The sequence below is a fragment of the Hydrogenophaga electricum genome (assembly GCF_030160815.1).
Lineage (GTDB): Bacteria > Pseudomonadota > Gammaproteobacteria > Burkholderiales > Burkholderiaceae_C > Hydrogenophaga > Hydrogenophaga electricum.
The window spans coordinates 1-14,300 of sequence record NZ_BSPB01000015.1; the positions used below are offsets into that span (position 1 = coordinate 1).

13 protein-coding genes are annotated in these 14,300 nt (G+C 68.6%); 7 read left to right on the forward strand and 6 right to left on the reverse strand.

Annotation, left to right across the window (positions count from 1 at the left end):
• The 3 genes from QQK43_RS10965 to QQK43_RS10975 form a co-directional block, all read left to right on the forward strand.
• Positions 1-440: LysR substrate-binding domain-containing protein (locus QQK43_RS10965; protein ID WP_284307785.1), on the forward strand; the 440-nt coding region annotated here is incomplete at its 5' end.
• Positions 441-647: 207 nt separating this feature from the next.
• Positions 648-1,742 carry a 3-deoxy-7-phosphoheptulonate synthase gene (locus QQK43_RS10970; RefSeq protein WP_284307786.1) on the forward strand — a complete coding sequence of 365 codons (1,095 nt, stop codon included), beginning with the start codon at positions 648-650 and terminating at the stop codon, positions 1,740-1,742.
• Positions 1,743-1,847: 105 nt separating this feature from the next.
• Positions 1,848-2,666 carry an SDR family NAD(P)-dependent oxidoreductase gene (locus QQK43_RS10975; RefSeq protein ID WP_284307787.1) on the forward strand — a complete coding sequence of 273 codons (819 nt, stop codon included), beginning with the start codon at positions 1,848-1,850 and terminating at the stop codon, positions 2,664-2,666.
• A 21-nt stretch (positions 2,667-2,687) separates the two neighbouring features.
• On the opposite strand, the gene QQK43_RS10980 is transcribed toward QQK43_RS10975, so the two are convergent.
• Together QQK43_RS10980 and QQK43_RS10985 are read right to left on the reverse strand one after the other, a co-directional pair.
• Positions 2,688-4,388, reverse strand: coding sequence for an ABC1 kinase family protein (locus QQK43_RS10980; protein WP_284307788.1), 1,701 nt, complete (start codon positions 4,386-4,388; stop codon positions 2,688-2,690).
• Between the two features lie 153 nt (positions 4,389-4,541).
• Positions 4,542-6,035, reverse strand: a complete 1,494-nt coding sequence (locus QQK43_RS10985; protein WP_284307790.1) for a M48 family metalloprotease — start codon at positions 6,033-6,035, stop codon at positions 4,542-4,544.
• A gap of 101 nt (positions 6,036-6,136) precedes the next feature.
• Here QQK43_RS10985 and QQK43_RS10990 point away from each other — a divergent pair, with 101 nt between their 5' ends.
• The 4 genes from QQK43_RS10990 (at position 6,137) to QQK43_RS11005 (ending at position 9,142) form a co-directional block, all read left to right on the forward strand.
• Positions 6,137-6,322, forward strand: coding sequence for a hypothetical protein (locus QQK43_RS10990; RefSeq protein WP_284307791.1), 186 nt, complete (start codon positions 6,137-6,139; stop codon positions 6,320-6,322).
• 180 nt (positions 6,323-6,502) lie between these two features.
• Positions 6,503-7,342, forward strand: coding sequence for an undecaprenyl-diphosphate phosphatase (locus QQK43_RS10995; RefSeq protein ID WP_284307792.1), 840 nt, complete (start codon positions 6,503-6,505; stop codon positions 7,340-7,342).
• Positions 7,343-7,352: 10 nt separating this feature from the next.
• Positions 7,353-8,681, forward strand: coding sequence for a hemolysin family protein (locus tag QQK43_RS11000; RefSeq protein ID WP_234266300.1), 1,329 nt, complete (start codon positions 7,353-7,355; stop codon positions 8,679-8,681).
• Positions 8,681-9,142: a hypothetical protein gene (locus QQK43_RS11005; protein WP_284307793.1), complete on the forward strand. Its 462-nt coding sequence runs from the start codon at positions 8,681-8,683 to the stop codon at positions 9,140-9,142. Before QQK43_RS11000 ends, QQK43_RS11005 begins: the two co-directional genes overlap by 1 nt.
• Before the next feature lie 10 nt (positions 9,143-9,152).
• Here the strand turns inward: QQK43_RS11005 and minE are convergent, their stop codons facing one another.
• The 4 genes from minE to QQK43_RS11025 form a co-directional block, all read right to left on the reverse strand.
• The gene (gene minE, locus QQK43_RS11010) at positions 9,153-9,413 is read right to left on the reverse strand and encodes a cell division topological specificity factor MinE (RefSeq protein ID WP_234266302.1); all 261 of its coding nucleotides are present in this window, start codon (positions 9,411-9,413) and stop codon (positions 9,153-9,155) included.
• Between the two features lie 2 nt (positions 9,414-9,415).
• Positions 9,416-10,231, reverse strand: coding sequence for a septum site-determining protein MinD (minD, locus tag QQK43_RS11015; protein ID WP_284307794.1), 816 nt, complete (start codon positions 10,229-10,231; stop codon positions 9,416-9,418).
• A 50-nt stretch (positions 10,232-10,281) separates the two neighbouring features.
• Positions 10,282-11,061 carry a septum site-determining protein MinC gene (minC, locus tag QQK43_RS11020; protein ID WP_234266304.1) on the reverse strand — a complete coding sequence of 260 codons (780 nt, stop codon included), beginning with the start codon at positions 11,059-11,061 and terminating at the stop codon, positions 10,282-10,284.
• A 473-nt stretch (positions 11,062-11,534) separates the two neighbouring features.
• Positions 11,535-14,210 (reverse strand): bifunctional acetate--CoA ligase family protein/GNAT family N-acetyltransferase, encoded by a 2,676-nt coding sequence (locus QQK43_RS11025; protein WP_284307795.1) that lies wholly within the window; start codon positions 14,208-14,210, stop codon positions 11,535-11,537.
• Positions 14,211-14,300 lie beyond the last annotated feature (90 nt).

The following is a 14,300-nucleotide window of genomic DNA, read 5'->3' on the forward strand; positions in this document are numbered from 1 at the left end:
GCCGGCTGGGCGCGCTGCGCTGGTGGATCTGCGCCAGCCCGGCCTGGATCGCGGCGCACGGCCCGGTGGCGCACCCGGACGCGCTGCTGGGGCACGCCTGGCTGGGCTTCGTGCGCGAGCGCCCCTGGCTGCGCCTGGACATGACCGGGCCCGACGGCGCCGCGCGCGAACTGCGCATCGAACCGCGCCTGTCGAGCAACAACCAGCTGTCGATCCAGCAGATGTGCGCCGCGGGCCTGGGGCCGGCGCTGCTGGGCAGTGCCGACGCCCACGACGACGTTGCCGCCGGCCACCTGGTCCGCCTGCTGCCCGAATGGACGCTGCCGGCGCTCGACATCAGCGCCGTGACCCCGCAACGCGACACCCAGCCGGCCAAGGTGCGGCTGGCGGTCCAGGCGCTGCAGGCGTATCTGCAGAACCTCGCTGGCGTGGAAAGCTGACAGGCCGCGGAGGCTCCGGGTTGAGGCCGGCAACCTCTGTGTCGCCAAAGAGCGCGCCGCGACGCCCGAAGGGAAGTTCAAAGTCCAGGGCACCCGTGGAACCGGCTCTGCCGGGCCACAGGGTGCGTCCCCCTCCAAGCGTCTGAAAGACGCGCCAGAGAGGGGGAAGCCGCCTCCGGCGGCGCAGGGGGTGGACAATCCACCCCCATGCCCCACGTCCACACCGCCCCCCCGCCGTCCACCCACGACACCACCCGCATCGACGATCTGCGCATTGGCGCGGTGCGTCCGCTGATCACCCCCGCGCTGCTGCAGGAATGGCTGCCCACGCCGCCGGCCACGCAGCAACTGGTCGAGACCAGCCGCGCCGCGCTCGCGCGCGTGCTGCACGGCCAGGACGACCGCCTGATCGTGGTCGTGGGGCCGTGCTCCATCCACGATCACGGCCAGGCCATGGACTACGCCCGGCGCCTGAAGGAACAGGCCGACGCGCTGGCCGACGAGCTGCTGGTCGTGATGCGCGTGTACTTCGAAAAGCCGCGCACCACCGTGGGCTGGAAGGGCTACATCAACGACCCGCACCTGGACGGCAGTTTCGCCATCAACGAAGGGCTGGAGCTGGCGCGCCAACTGCTGCTGGACGTGCTCGATGTCGGTCTGCCGGTGGGCACCGAGTTCCTCGACCTGCTCTCGCCGCAGTTCATCTCCGACCTGGTGAGCTGGGGCGCCATCGGCGCGCGCACCACCGAAAGCCAGAGCCACCGCCAGCTGGCCAGCGGCCTGAGCTGCCCGGTGGGCTTCAAGAACGGCACCGACGGCGGCATCAAGGTGGCGGCCGACGCCATCGTCGCGGCCCAGTCGGCCCACGCCTTCATGGGCATGACCAAGATGGGTCAGGCGGCCATTTTTGAAACCCGCGGCAACGCCGACTGCCACGTCATCCTGCGGGGCGGCAAAGCGCCCAACTACAGCGCCGCCGATGTGCAGGCCACGTGCGAACTGCTGGCCAAGGCCGGCCTGCGCGAGCAGGTGATGATCGACCTCTCGCACGCCAACAGCAGCAAACAGCACCGCAAACAGATCGAGGTGGCCACCGACGTGGCGGCACAGATCGCGGCCGGCGACGCGCGCATCACCGGCGTGATGATCGAAAGTCACCTCGAAGAAGGCCGCCAGGACATCGTGCCCGGCCAGCCGTTGCAGCCCGGCGTGAGCGTGACCGATGCCTGCATCAGCTTCGCGCAGACCGTGCCCGTGCTGCAAGGCCTGGCCGCGGCGGTGCGCGCACGTCGCCAGCGCTGAGCGTCCCCCACCGTCCCCCTGTCAGGACCGACAGGGGTGGCGCCCCGTCGGGTGGAAGGACTGCGCACAATGCCGCGCGATCCATACCAAACAGACAGGGAAACCATGCGCCAGACCACCGACACCTCTTCATGCCTGCAAGGCCGGACCGCCCTCGTGACCGGGGGCGCCCGGGGTCTGGGCGCCGGCATGGCCCAGGCCCTGGCTGCGGCCGGTGCGGCCGTGATGATCGGTGACCTGCTCGAAACCGAGGGCCGGCAGATGGCCGATCTGCTGCGCGAAACGGGCGCGCGTGCCGCCTTCGTGCACCTGGACGTGACCGACGAGGCCCACTGGCTGGCGGCCGTGGCCAACACGCACAGCCAGCTGGGCGGCTTCGACATCCTGATCAACAACGCCGGCGTGGAAGAAACGGCGCTGCTCACCGAGCTCGACCCCGAGGCGCTGCGCCGCATGCTCGACGTGAACGTGCTGGGCACGGCGCTCGGGCTCAAGCACGCGCTGCGCGCGATGCGGCCCGGCGGCCTGGCGGGGCAGGGCGGCGCGGTGGTCAACGTGGCCTCGGTGGCGGCCACCATCGCCTTCCCCGGCATCGCCGGCTATTCGGCCACCAAATCGGCGGTGGACCGGCTCACCCGCGTGGCCGCCATGGAGTCCGGCCGGCTCGGCCACGGCGTGCGCGTGAACGCGATCTACCCCGGCCTGGTGCCCACCAACATGGGCCAGAAGCTGGCCGCCGATGTGGTGGACGCCGGCCTGTTCCTGTCGGTCGACGCCGCGGTGGGTGCCATCGTGCAGCAGACCCCGCTGGGCCGCCTGGGCACGGTCGCCGACATGGCCGACGCGGTGGTGTTCCTGTGTTCGGACGCGGCGCGCTTCATCACCGGCGCCGGGCTGCCGGTGGACGGCGGCATGGGCATGTGACGCCTACGACCGACCCGCGGATCAGTCGCCGCCGATGTCCTTGCCGCGGCTGCTGCGCCAGATGGCCCGCACCAGCCACAGCCCGCCGATGAAGGCGCTGCTGAAGCCCAGGAAGCCGAAGGCCGGCAGGCCGAACAGTGTCGGGCCGCCCTGCACGGTCATCACGATGGACGAGCCGATGATGAGCGCGGCGATCACCAGCGCCATGGCCATGCGGTTGGCCGCGCGGTCGATCTGGTCGCCCACACGCCGCAGGTGGGTGACGTCGATGCCCACGTGCAACCGCCCGCGCCGCGCATTGCGCAGCAACCGCGTGATGTCGGCCGGCAACTGCTCGGCCACCGACAGCGTGCGCCGCAGGGTCTGCCAGGCGCGGTGGGCCAGCACGCGGGGCTGGTAGCGTTCGCGCAGCACCTGCTTGAGCAGGGGCAGCGCCTCGCTGGTCATGTGGAAGTCCGGGTCGAGTCCGCGGCCCATGCCTTCGAGCGTGATGAAGGCCTTGATCAGCAGCGCCAGGTCGGACGGCAGGCCCAGCTGGTGACCGCGCAGGATCGCCGTCACGTCGGCCAGCATCTGACCGAGGTTGAGTTCGGCCAGGGGCGCGCCGTGGTACTGGTCGACGAAGGCCTCGATCTCGGTCTCCAGCAGGCCGAGGTTGACCCCGTGATCGTCGCCGGCCCAGTCGAGCAGCACGTCGGCCACGGTCTGGGGATGGCGCTCGACCAGGCCCATGAGCAGTTGCAGCAGTTCGTCGCGCCGGCGTTCGGACAGGCGCCCGACCATGCCGAAGTCGATGAAGGCGATGCGGTTGCCATCGAGGTAGATCACGTTACCGGGGTGTGGGTCGGCGTGGTAGAGGCCGTCCTGCACGATCATCTTGAGCACGGCCTGGGCACCGCGCTGGGCCAGTACCTGGCGGTCCAGCCCCCGGGCGTCCAGCTCGCCGAGGTCCTTGCCCGCCACGCCGGTCACGCAGTCCTGCACGTTCACCCGGGCGCTGGTGTGCGCCCAGTGCACCCTGGGCACCACGATCCAGGGCAGGGCCGCCATGTTGGCCGCGATGCGCTCGGCGTTGCGGCATTCGCTGGCCAGATCGAGTTCGCGCTGGAGCGAACGCGCCAGCTCGCGCACCAGTTGCTGGGGCCGGTAGGGCTTGAGCGCGGGCATCTCGGCTTCGGCCACCGCGGCCAGGCGCTGCATGAGTCGCAGGTCGGCTTCGATGATGCGGTCGATGCCCGGCCGCCGGATCTTGACCACCACCTCGGTGCCGTCGTGCAGCGTGGCGCGGTGCACCTGGGCGATGCTGGCCGCCGCCAGCGGCTCGGTCTCGAAGTGCGCGAACACCGTTTCGGGCTCCCCGCCCAGGTCTTCGCGCAACTGGGGTCGCAGCAGTTCGAATGGCAAGGCGGGCACATTGCTGTGCAGTTTTTCGAATTCGGCGATGTATTCGGGGCCGAACAGATCGGCCCGCCCGGCCAGGATCTGGCCCAGCTTGACGAAGGTGGGGCCCAGCTCTTCCAGCGCCAGCCGCAGCTGCACGGGCGGCTCGATCCGGGCCAGGTCGGCCGCATGGTCCCACTTGAGCGCGTGGCCCGCCCGCTCCAGCGAGTCGGCCAGTCCCAGCCGGCGCACGCTGTCGCCAAAGCCGTGCCGGATGAGCACGCCCAGAATCTGGTTCAGGCGCCCCATGTCACGGGCCGCGCCAAGGGTTTCGATCAGCATGAATCGATGATAGCGAGCCCTTCGGGGGGCAGCGATCCGCGCCAGCGGCGGAGCGTGGGGGCTACAGGAATCCAGCGCCGGGCCGCTCCCAAGCTGGATTCGCGCCCCCTCGGGGGCAGCGACCCGCGCCAGCGGCGGCGCGTGGGGGCTACTTCATTCCACCACCACCGTCTTGACCAGCCGGCCCGCCGGCGGATCGGCCTGGCCGTAGGTGCCGTTGATGAGCTGCAGCCGTTCGCGGGACACCGCCGCGCGCCGCGCCAGCTCGGCAAAACCGCCGGCCGGCAGGGCCACGGTGCGGATCTGCCAGGGGCGCGCCTGCTGCCGGTCGGCAGCGCTGAGTGCGCGGAAGCTCTTTTCCGCCGCCATCATGCCGGCGGCCTGCCGTTGCAGGGCATCGGCGCTGGCCGCAAGATAGAGCAGCGCGTAGGTGGCGTTCTTCGGCCCGCTGACCAGGGTCACGTCCACGCCCTGCGACTGGCCGTTCGGCAACCGGGCGGTGCCGGAAAAATGGGTCGCTGCCAACCCGTTGATCTGCCCGCGCGTGGTTTTGCCGTTCTGCGGATTGAAGAGCTTGCGCAGCATCTCGTCGTGGGTGGTGCCGGCGTCCCGGGGCACACCGACCAGGCGCAGGGCCGCATCACCTTGCGGGCTGACGATGTTCAGCGCATCGCTGCCATTGACCAGCCGCCAGCCGGGCGGGGCGGTCAGGGCGAAGCCCAGGGGCACATGGTAGAAGTCCTGGCCCCGTACCAGACCCTGTTCCGGCCCGTCGCCGTAGCGCAGACCCTCCAGCGCCTTCAGGAAGCGGCGGCGGCCTTCGTCACCGCCGCCGCGGTCGCTGCTTTCATAGGCCAGGGCTTTCTGTTCGATCGCGCGCAGGCGCTGGTCGTTGCCGGGGTGGGTCGACAACCAGTGGCTGGCGCTGGGTGCCGGCAGGCCGGCAGCCCGCGCCTCGTCGGCCTGGAAGGTTTCCTGCCGCTGCAGCACGCGGATCACGTCGATCATGCGCCGCGGGTCGTAGCGGGTGCGCGCGAGGTATTCGGCCCCCAGCGCGTCGGCTTCGAGTTCCTGCTCCCGGCTGTAGCCCGCCACGTAACCCGCCGCCACGCCCTGGGCGGCCTGGCCGATGAATTCGGTGCTGCCCTGGACGCCGGCCGCGTTCTCCAGCACCGCGGCCAGCAAGGTCGCGGCCAGCACGCCCAGGCCGGCGTGCTGCTGGCGTGTGGCGCGCTGGGCACCGTGGCGGGCGGTGACGTGGCCGATCTCGTGCCCGAGCACGCCGGCCATTTCGGCCTCGTTGTCCATGTGGGCCAGGATGCCGCGCGTGATGTAGACATAGCCGCCGGGCAGCGCGAACGCGTTGATCTCGGGGCTGTCGAGCACGGTAAAGGTCCAGCTCAGGCCCGCCCGGTGCGACTGGGCCGCCAACCGCTGGCCGACCTCGTTCACATAGGCTTGCAGCGCCGGATGGGCATAGGCCCCGTATTCCTTGAGCACCCCTTCGTGGGCCTTGCGGCCTTCGGCCAGCTCGGCGCGCTCGTCCATGACGGTGCGCTCGGTGCGACCGGTGACCGGATTGACCACCGGCGTGCCGCAGGCGGCCAGCAGGACGGCAGACAGGCAGAGGACCAGAACCTTGCGCATGCAGAAGGGCTTCGGTGAAGACGGACAACGGGGACGCTTCATGATAGCCAAGCGGGGCCTGCCCGGCGCCGGCCATGGGCACCCCTACAATAGTCTTCACCATGTACCACGGGTTCAGCGTGATTTTTGCCCGGCACTTCGTGCCCGGTGCAAGCCTGTTCGCGCCGGGCACCAGCCCCGATGTTCCGGCCCAGCGCTCCGGCCGGACGGCTTGTGGGCCGACCCGGCCCCACGACCCCGGCATCGGCGGGCCCTGCCGACCGACCGGCATGCCGCCCATGGCCTGACACAGCGCCCGGCATGCCGGGCTTTTCGCGGCCGGCCCGCATCTTGCTGCCTTGCCGGCTTTCCTGTCCGACCCCGGGTCGGGCGTTTTCCAGAGGTGACATCACCACCATGAACCCTGCCAGTACGTTCGCCGGCGCCCAGCCGGCGGATTCCGAGCCTCCTTCGACGGAGGCCTCCTCATGAGCCAGTCCCTGGGCTGGGCCGAAGCGGCCTTTCTGGGACTGGTTCAAGGACTCACCGAGTTCCTGCCCGTCTCCTCCAGCGCCCATCTGCGCATCATCGGCCCCTTGCTGCCTTCCGGTGGCGACCCGGGCGCCGCCTTCACCGCCATCACCCAGATCGGGACCGAAGCCGCGGTGCTGCTCTATTTCCGCCACGACATCCTGCGCATCGCCCGGGCCTGGTTCGCTTCGCTGGTGCCGGGCGCCCGGCGCGGCGATCCGGACGCGCGCATGGGCTGGCTGATCCTGATCGGCACGCTGCCGATCGCGCTGCTGGGCCTGATGTTCAAGGACGCCATCGAAACCAGCCTGCGCAACCTCTACATCACCGCCACCATGCTGATCGGTTTTGCCCTGGTGCTGGCGGTGGCCGACCGGGTGGGCGCCAAGCAGCGGCCGCTGTCGAAACTGAGCTGGGGACACGGCCTGTTGTTCGGCCTGGCCCAGGCCATGGCGCTGATTCCCGGGGTGTCGCGCTCCGGCGGCACCATCACCGCCGGCCTGCTGCTGGGCTACACGCGCGAAGCCGCGGCCCGTTACTCCTTCCTGCTGGCGATCCCGGCGGTGCTGGCCTCGGGCTTCTACCAGCTCTACCGCAGCTGGGGCCAGCCGTCCGCCGTGGCCGCCGGCCCCACGCTGCTGGCCACGCTGGTGGCCTTCGGCGTGGGCTATGCGGTCATCGTCTGGTTCCTCAAGCTGGTCAGCACGCGCAGCTATCTGCCGTTCGTGATCTACCGCGTCGCGCTGGGTGCCCTGGTCTTCGTGCTGCTGGGCCTCGGCATCCTGTCCCCGCTCTGACCACCGCGCCATGGAAATCCTGATTCTTCTGGCCCTGATCCTGCTCAACGGGGTGTTCGCCATGTCCGAGATCGCGCTGGTGACGGCGCGCAAGGCCCGGCTGCAGAAACTCATCGACGAGGGCGATACGGCCGCGGCCGCCGCGCTCAAGCTCGGCGAGGACCCAACGCGCTTCCTCTCCACCATCCAGATCGGCATCACCTCGATCGGGGTGCTCAACGGGATCGTCGGCGAGGCAGCGCTGGCAGCCCCGCTGTCGCAGTGGCTGCTCGGTCTGGGCATGGCCGAAAGGGCCAGCCAGATCACCGCCACCGGCCTGGTGGTGATGCTGATCACCTATTTCTCCATCGTGGTCGGCGAACTCGTGCCCAAGCGCATGGGCCAGTCGAACCCGGAAGTGCTGGCGCGGCTGGTGGCCCGGCCGATCAACTGGCTGGCCACCGCCACCAAGCCGTTCGTGCTGCTGCTGTCGGTGTCCACCCGCGCGCTGCTGCGCCTGCTGGGGGTGAAGGAAAACCAGGTCAACGCGGTGACCGAAGAAGAGATCCACGCCATGCTGGCCGAAGGCACGACGGCCGGCGTGATCGAGTCGCACGAACACGCCATGGTGCGCAACGTGTTCCGCCTCGACGACCGCCAGATCGGCTCGCTCATGGTGCCGCGCTCCGACGTGGCGGTGCTCGATCTGGAAGAAAGCTTCGAGATCAACATGGCGCGGGTGGAAAGCGCCGACCACGCCCGCTTTCCGGTGGTGCGGGGCGACTGGGACCACCTGGCCGGCGTGATCAACGCACGCCAGTGGCTGCTGACGGCGCTGCGCTCCAACCAGCGCGACATGACGCAGCAGACACTGGAAGAACCGCTGTACGTGCCCGAGACCATCACCGGCATGGAACTGCTGGACAACTTCCGCCAGTCCGGCGGCGAGATGGCGTTCGTGATCGACGAATACGGCGAGGTGCAGGGCATCGTCACGCTCAAGGACCTGATCGAGGCCATCACCGGTGAATTCATGCCGCGCGACCCCGACACCTCGTGGGCGGTGCAGCGCGAAGACGGCAGCTGGCTGCTCGATGGCCACATCCCCGTGCCCGAACTCAAAGACCGGCTCAAGCTCGACGAAGTGCCCGACGAGGAGCGCGGACGCTACCACACGCTCAGCGGCATGATGATGCTGCTCACCGGCCGCCTGCCTCACATCGCCGACAAGGTCAGCTGGGAAGGCTGGTCGTTCGAGATCGTCGACATGGACGGCCGCACCATCGACAAGGTGCTGGCCACCCGCCTGCCTACGGACGAAGCGGACCCGGAAGGCACCGAAGGGGCTTCGGAAGGGTGATGAACGCCGGCCCGCTCGTCCGCACGGCACTGGCCCTCGGGGTGGTGCTGGGACTGGCCGCCTGCGCCGATGGCTATCCCAGCGACAACACCTCGCTGGCGCTGCATTTCGGCATGGACGGCGCGGAGATCGAAACGGCCATGAACCACATCGGCAGCCAGCGCTACCTCAAACAGCGCTGGGCCTATGCGTTGACCGATCGCTGTTCGTTGCAGGCCGGTGAAGTGCCCGGTCTCATGGGATCGGCCACCGAGCCCGTGGTGCTGGACCTGCGCCACGTGGCGGTGTCGATGGAAAAGACCGTCGGGCCCAGGGGCCACCGGGTCTGGGTGACGCCGGCCCCCGACAGCAGCGAGGCTGTGCCGCTGATCGAAGGCGCCCACTGGAGCGACGCCTCGCAGATCAAATGGCTGGTGGAATTTGCCCGCAGCCGCTGCCTGCGCCCGCAGCGGGCGTCCTGACGGCGCTGTCTCAGCGCCGTTCGGGCAGCTCGATCTTGACTTCCAGCACTTCCAGATCGTCCTGGCGTTCGAGCTGGACCTTGATGTCGTCCGTGTTGATCTGGATGTACTTGCCGATCACCGCGACCAGTTCCCTCTGCAAGGCGGGCAGGTAGTCGGGTTCGGCGGCGCTGCGTCCGCTGCGCTCGTGCGCCAGGATGATCTGCAGCCGTTCCTTGGCAACGCTGGCGGTCTTCTTTTTTTCGCCCAGGAAGAAGGACAGGAAAGACATGCTCATTTGCTCCCGAACAGGCGCTTGAAGAAGCCGGGTTTTTCGGCGTCGATGAAGCGCAGGGGTTTGTCGGCCCCCAGGAAGCGGTCGATCACGTCGCTGTAGGCCTCGGCCACGTCGCTGCCCTTGAGGTGGATGGCCGGCGTGCCCTGGTTGGAGGCCTGCAGCACGCTCTCGCTCTCGGGAATCACGCCGATGAGCTGGATGCGCAGGATGTCCTGGATGTCTTCCAGGCTGAGCATCTGGCCGTCGGCCACGCGGTTGGGGTTGTAGCGCGTGATCAGCAGGTGTTCCTTGATCGGTTCCTTGCCGTCGATCGCGCGCTGGGTCTTGCTGCCCAGCATGCCCAGGATGCGGTCGGAATCGCGCACCGAGGACACCTCGGGGTTGGTCACCACCAGCGCCTCGTCGGCGTAGTGCATGGCCATGAGTGCGCCGGTCTCGATACCGGCCGGCGAGTCGCAGACGATGTAGTCGAAGCCCATGCCCGACAGGTCGGTCAGCACCTTGTGCACGCCTTCCTGCGTCAGCGCGTCCTTGTCGCGCGTCTGGCTGGCCGCGAGGATGAACAGGTTTTCGCAGCTCTTGTCCTTGATCAACGCCTGGTTCAGGTTGGCTTCGCCGTGGATCACGTTGATCAGGTCGTAGACCACGCGGCGTTCGCAGCCCATGATGAGGTCGAGGTTGCGCAGGCCGACATCGAAGTCGATGACGGCGGTCTTGTGCCCGCGCAGGGCGAGGCCGGCGGCAAAGCTGGCGCTGGTCGTGGTCTTGCCCACGCCGCCTTTGCCGGAAGTGACGACAACGATCTTGGTCATGATGCGGGTCTTTCTGGATCGGAAATGCGGTCAGGAATGCGGAATGGCCTTCAGGGCGCGATCGGGTCGATCACCAGCTTGTCCCCCTCGGGGCCGCTGAGCAGCCGCACCTGGGCCGGTTTGCCCTGGACCGCGGCGGGCAGGGGGGTGTCGCTGGTGCGGTAGATGCCGGCGATGGAAATCAGCTCCGGGTCCATGGCCAGCGCGAAGATGCGCGCCTCGCCATTGCCGCGCGCGCCGGCGATGGCCTTGCCACGCAGGGGCGCGTACACATGGATGTGGCCGTCGGCGATCACCTCGGCGCCCGGGTTGACCATGGCCATGACCACCAGGTCGCGCCCGCGGGCATAAACCTGCTGGCCCGAGCGCAGCGGCCGGTCGACCACCAGGGCGCCTGGCGCGGGTGTCGGCGGGGCCACCACCACAGGGGCTTCGACCGGCGTCGCCGCCACCGCAGCCGCCGGTGGTGTGGCGGCCTGGGCCCTTTGCACCACGGCGTCGTCGGCCACCACCAGGCCCGCCAGGGCAGCGGCGGCCATCTGGGCAGCGTCGCCGCCCCGAACGCCCAGGGGATGCAGACGGTACGGGCGCAGCAGTGCCAGCAAGGCCGGGAAGTCAATCGCCGCACCCGGTTCGGCAGCCTGCAGGGGCGACAGATCGATCACCAGCGGATCGTTGTCGAAAAAGTCGGGCATGTCCCCGAAGCGCTGCTGCAGTTCCGTGGACAACCGGCCGAGGTCGGCCGACTTGAGCAGCAAGGCCACCAGCGGCAGATGGGCGCTCTTGATCTCGAACGTGGCGGGCGCCTGGGCGGCCAGGGCAACGGACATGGCGGATGCGGGTGGTGGACCGGTCGGGCCGGTGATCAGGCGGGGAGGGTGCGGCCGGCAGGCCACACCAATGCCCGGCAGTTTACCAGCCGGGTCTGTGCCTGCTGCGGGCGGCCACGCGGCTTTGTCACTCCCTGTGTCCAGCGCCTCCATCCGTCAGGCACCCGGTTTCGGCCCGGGTTTTGCACAAGTCTGTGGATAAAAATCGCATAACCACTATGTTATTCACAGGTCAGTGGAAAACCCGGGCCTTGTCCCCGTTCGTGAACCCCACCATCCGGTGTGGACTGCACACCCTTGCCACCAGCACAGAGGATTGATTCATAAAGTGAAATTGGACTTGTCCACAGAAAAAGGCGCCCTCTACTACTCCTACTAATTTAAATATTGAATAACCTAGGTAAATAACAAAAGAAAAAGTCCGGACGAAAAAAAGCCGCCCGAAGGCGGCCCGGAAAGGGTCTTTGCGCGCCTCAGAGCGCGTGCGTGACGAGTTTGAAGTCGGGGTCTTCCGGAAACGGCCGGATATCGAAGCCCAGACCCCGCATCAGCTTGAGCATGCTGGGGTTGTTGGCCAGCACCAGACCCTCGATCTGGGCCAGGCCCTTGTCGCGTGCTTCTTCCATGATGCTGAGCATCAGCCGCGAACCCAGGCCCTTGCCGTTGAAATCGTCGGCCACCAACAAAGAGAACTCGCAGGTGGACTGGTCCGGGTTGGTGATGTAGCGCGACACGCCCACGATGCGCACGGTCTCCTGGATCGCGCCATCACTGCCGACCTGGCGGTCCCGGTGCACCGCCACCAGGGCCATTTCCCGGTCGTAGTCGATCAGCGTCAGGCGCGCCAGCATCGACGTCGGCAGTTCGTTGAGCGCCGAAACAAAACGGAAATAGCGGCTTTGTGGGCTCACGGACCTGACCAGGTCCTGCAGCATCTGGGCATCGTCCGGATGGATCGGGCGGATGGTGTATTCACCGCCGCCACGCATGGGCCAGATCTGCTCGTAACGGGCCGGGTAGGGCAGGATCGCCAGGTGGGCGTAGTTGCGGGCCGTGGCCGGCGCGCTTTCGATCACGATGCGTGCGTCCACCGCCACCGCGCCCGATTCGTCGACGATGATGGGGTTGATGTCCATCTCACGCAGTTGGGGCAGCTCGCACACCATTTCCGAAACGCGCAGCAGCACGTGTTCCAGCGCTTCGCGGTCCACCGCGGTGGCACCGCGCCAGGCCTTGAGGGTTTCAGCCACGCGGGAGCGTTCGATCAGGCGCCGCGCCAGGAACTGGTTGAGCGGCGGCAGCTCCATCGCCTGGTCGTTGAACAGCTCGATCATGGTGCCGCCGGCGCCAAAGGCGATGACGGGGCCGAAGGGTTCGTCGGCCTTGAGGCCGATGTAGAGCTCGCGCCCGCGCCGGCTGTTCGCCATTTTCTGGATCGTCACGCCGTTGATGCGGGCCTGCGGCAGCAGCCGGCTGACACCCTGGATCATGGTCTGGTAGACGTCGCGCACCGCGGTGGCGTTCATCACGTTGAGCGCCACGCCATTGACGTCGCTCTTGTGGCTGATGTCGGGCGAGTCGATCTTGAGCGCCACCGGGAAGCCGAGCTGGGTGGCGATCATCATGGCCTCGGTGGCGTTGCGCGCCAGCAGGGTCTGCGTGACCGGGATGTGGAAGGCCGACAGCAGGGCCTTGGACTCCATTTCGGTGAGCACCTTGCGGCGCTCGGTCAGCACGTTTTCGATCAGCAGGCGTGCGCCTTCGATGTCGGGCTTGGCCAGGGCCGACAGCGGCGGCGGCGTCTGCTGCAGCAACTGCTGGTTCTGGTAGAAGCTGGCGATGTTGCCGAAGGCGCCCACGGCGGCTTCGGGCGTGCGGAAGCTGGGAATGGCGGCGGCCACCAGGGCCGAGCGCGCGTCGGTGACCGAAGCGTCGCCCATCCAGCACGAGAGCAGCGGCTTGCCCAGGCGCGATTTGGTTTCGGCCAGCACGTTGGCCACTTCGGTGGCGTCCACGCCGACCTTGGGCGAATGCACGACCAGGATGCCGTCGATGCTGCGCTCCTGCCCGGCGGCCTCGATGGCCGCGCGGTAGTGGGCGGGCGAGGCCTCTTCGGACAGGTCCATCAGGTCGACCAGCGAGGCCAGCGGCGGCAGCTCTGGCTGCAGCCTGGCCGCGCTTTCGGCCGACAGCACACCCAGGTCCAGCCCGATTTCGCTGATCCAGTCGGCCGCCAGCACGCCCGGGCCGCCGCCGTTGGTGATGATGGCCAGGCGTTTGCCCACCGGGCGGTAGCGCGAGGCCAGGCATTTGGCGGCCGAAAACAGCTGCACGAAGGACCGCACGCGCACCGCGCCGGCGCGGCGCAGGGCGGCGTCGAACACATCGTCGCTGCCCACAATGGTGCCGCTGTGGGTCTGGGCTGCCACGTTGCCGGCCTTGCGACGCCCGGCTTTGAGCACCACCACCGGTTTGGCGTTGGCGGCGGCGCGCAGCGCGCTCATGAAGCGGCGCGCGTTGGCAATGCCTTCCATGTAGACCACGATGCTGTGTGTCTGCGGGTCGTTGGCCAGGAAATCGAGCACCTGGGCGATGTCGACCGCGGTGTTGGGGCCGAGCGAGACCACGGTGGAAAAGCCGACGGCGTTCTGGCTCGCCCAGTCGAGGATCGACGCCGTGAGCGCACCCGACTGCGACACCAGCGCCAGCGGCCCCGGGGTCGCCAGTGGCCCGACGGTGCTGGCGTTGAGGCCCGCGCGCGGGCGCTGCAGGCCCAGGCTGTTGGGGCCCAGCAGCTGCATGCCGTGGCGCTTGGCCACGCGGTGCATGTCCTTGGCCAGATCGGTGGGGGTGCCGCTGCCGATCACCAGCGCCGCCTTGCACTTGATGCGGCCCGCCACTTCCAGGGCCTGCACCGCTTCGGCCGGGGGCAGCGCGATGATGGCCAGGTCGGCGCGGGTCTGGGCCAGATCGGCCAGCGTGCCCGAGACCTGGATATCCAGGAACACGAGCCGGCCGGTAAAACGCTGGGTGGTCAGGGCTTCGACCAGCACACGCGCCTGCGCCGTCTGCTGTTCCGGCGCGTCCCTGCTGGCGAACACGGCCACGTTGTCGGGCTGGAACAGGGGGGTGAGGTAGTGTTTGTCCATGGGTCAGTCTGCACCGAGGGGTGCGAGGATGGGGACGTTAAGGGCGCTCGGCCGTGGGCGGCGCTGTGAAGGTGGTGCCGGGTCGTGGCG

Bases quoted from the DNA above. Each gene is read 5' to 3' on its own strand.
- QQK43_RS10970 (WP_284307786.1), top strand. From the start codon at position 648: ATGCCCCACGTCCACACCGCCCCCCCGCCGTCCACCCACGACACCACC.
- QQK43_RS10975 (WP_284307787.1), top strand. From the start codon at position 1,848: ATGCGCCAGACCACCGACACCTCTTCATGCCTGCAAGGCCGGACCGCC.
- QQK43_RS10980 (WP_284307788.1), bottom strand. From the start codon at position 4,388: ATGCTGATCGAAACCCTTGGCGCGGCCCGTGACATGGGGCGCCTGAAC.
- QQK43_RS10985 (WP_284307790.1), bottom strand. From the start codon at position 6,035: ATGCGCAAGGTTCTGGTCCTCTGCCTGTCTGCCGTCCTGCTGGCCGCC.
- QQK43_RS10990 (WP_284307791.1), top strand. From the start codon at position 6,137: ATGTACCACGGGTTCAGCGTGATTTTTGCCCGGCACTTCGTGCCCGGT.
- QQK43_RS10995 (WP_284307792.1), top strand. From the start codon at position 6,503: ATGAGCCAGTCCCTGGGCTGGGCCGAAGCGGCCTTTCTGGGACTGGTT.
- QQK43_RS11000 (WP_234266300.1), top strand. From the start codon at position 7,353: ATGGAAATCCTGATTCTTCTGGCCCTGATCCTGCTCAACGGGGTGTTC.
- QQK43_RS11005 (WP_284307793.1), top strand. From the start codon at position 8,681: ATGAACGCCGGCCCGCTCGTCCGCACGGCACTGGCCCTCGGGGTGGTG.
- minE (WP_234266302.1), bottom strand. From the start codon at position 9,413: ATGTCTTTCCTGTCCTTCTTCCTGGGCGAAAAAAAGAAGACCGCCAGC.
- minD (WP_284307794.1), bottom strand. From the start codon at position 10,231: ATGACCAAGATCGTTGTCGTCACTTCCGGCAAAGGCGGCGTGGGCAAG.
- minC (WP_234266304.1), bottom strand. From the start codon at position 11,061: ATGTCCGTTGCCCTGGCCGCCCAGGCGCCCGCCACGTTCGAGATCAAG.
- QQK43_RS11025 (WP_284307795.1), bottom strand. From the start codon at position 14,210: ATGGACAAACACTACCTCACCCCCCTGTTCCAGCCCGACAACGTGGCC.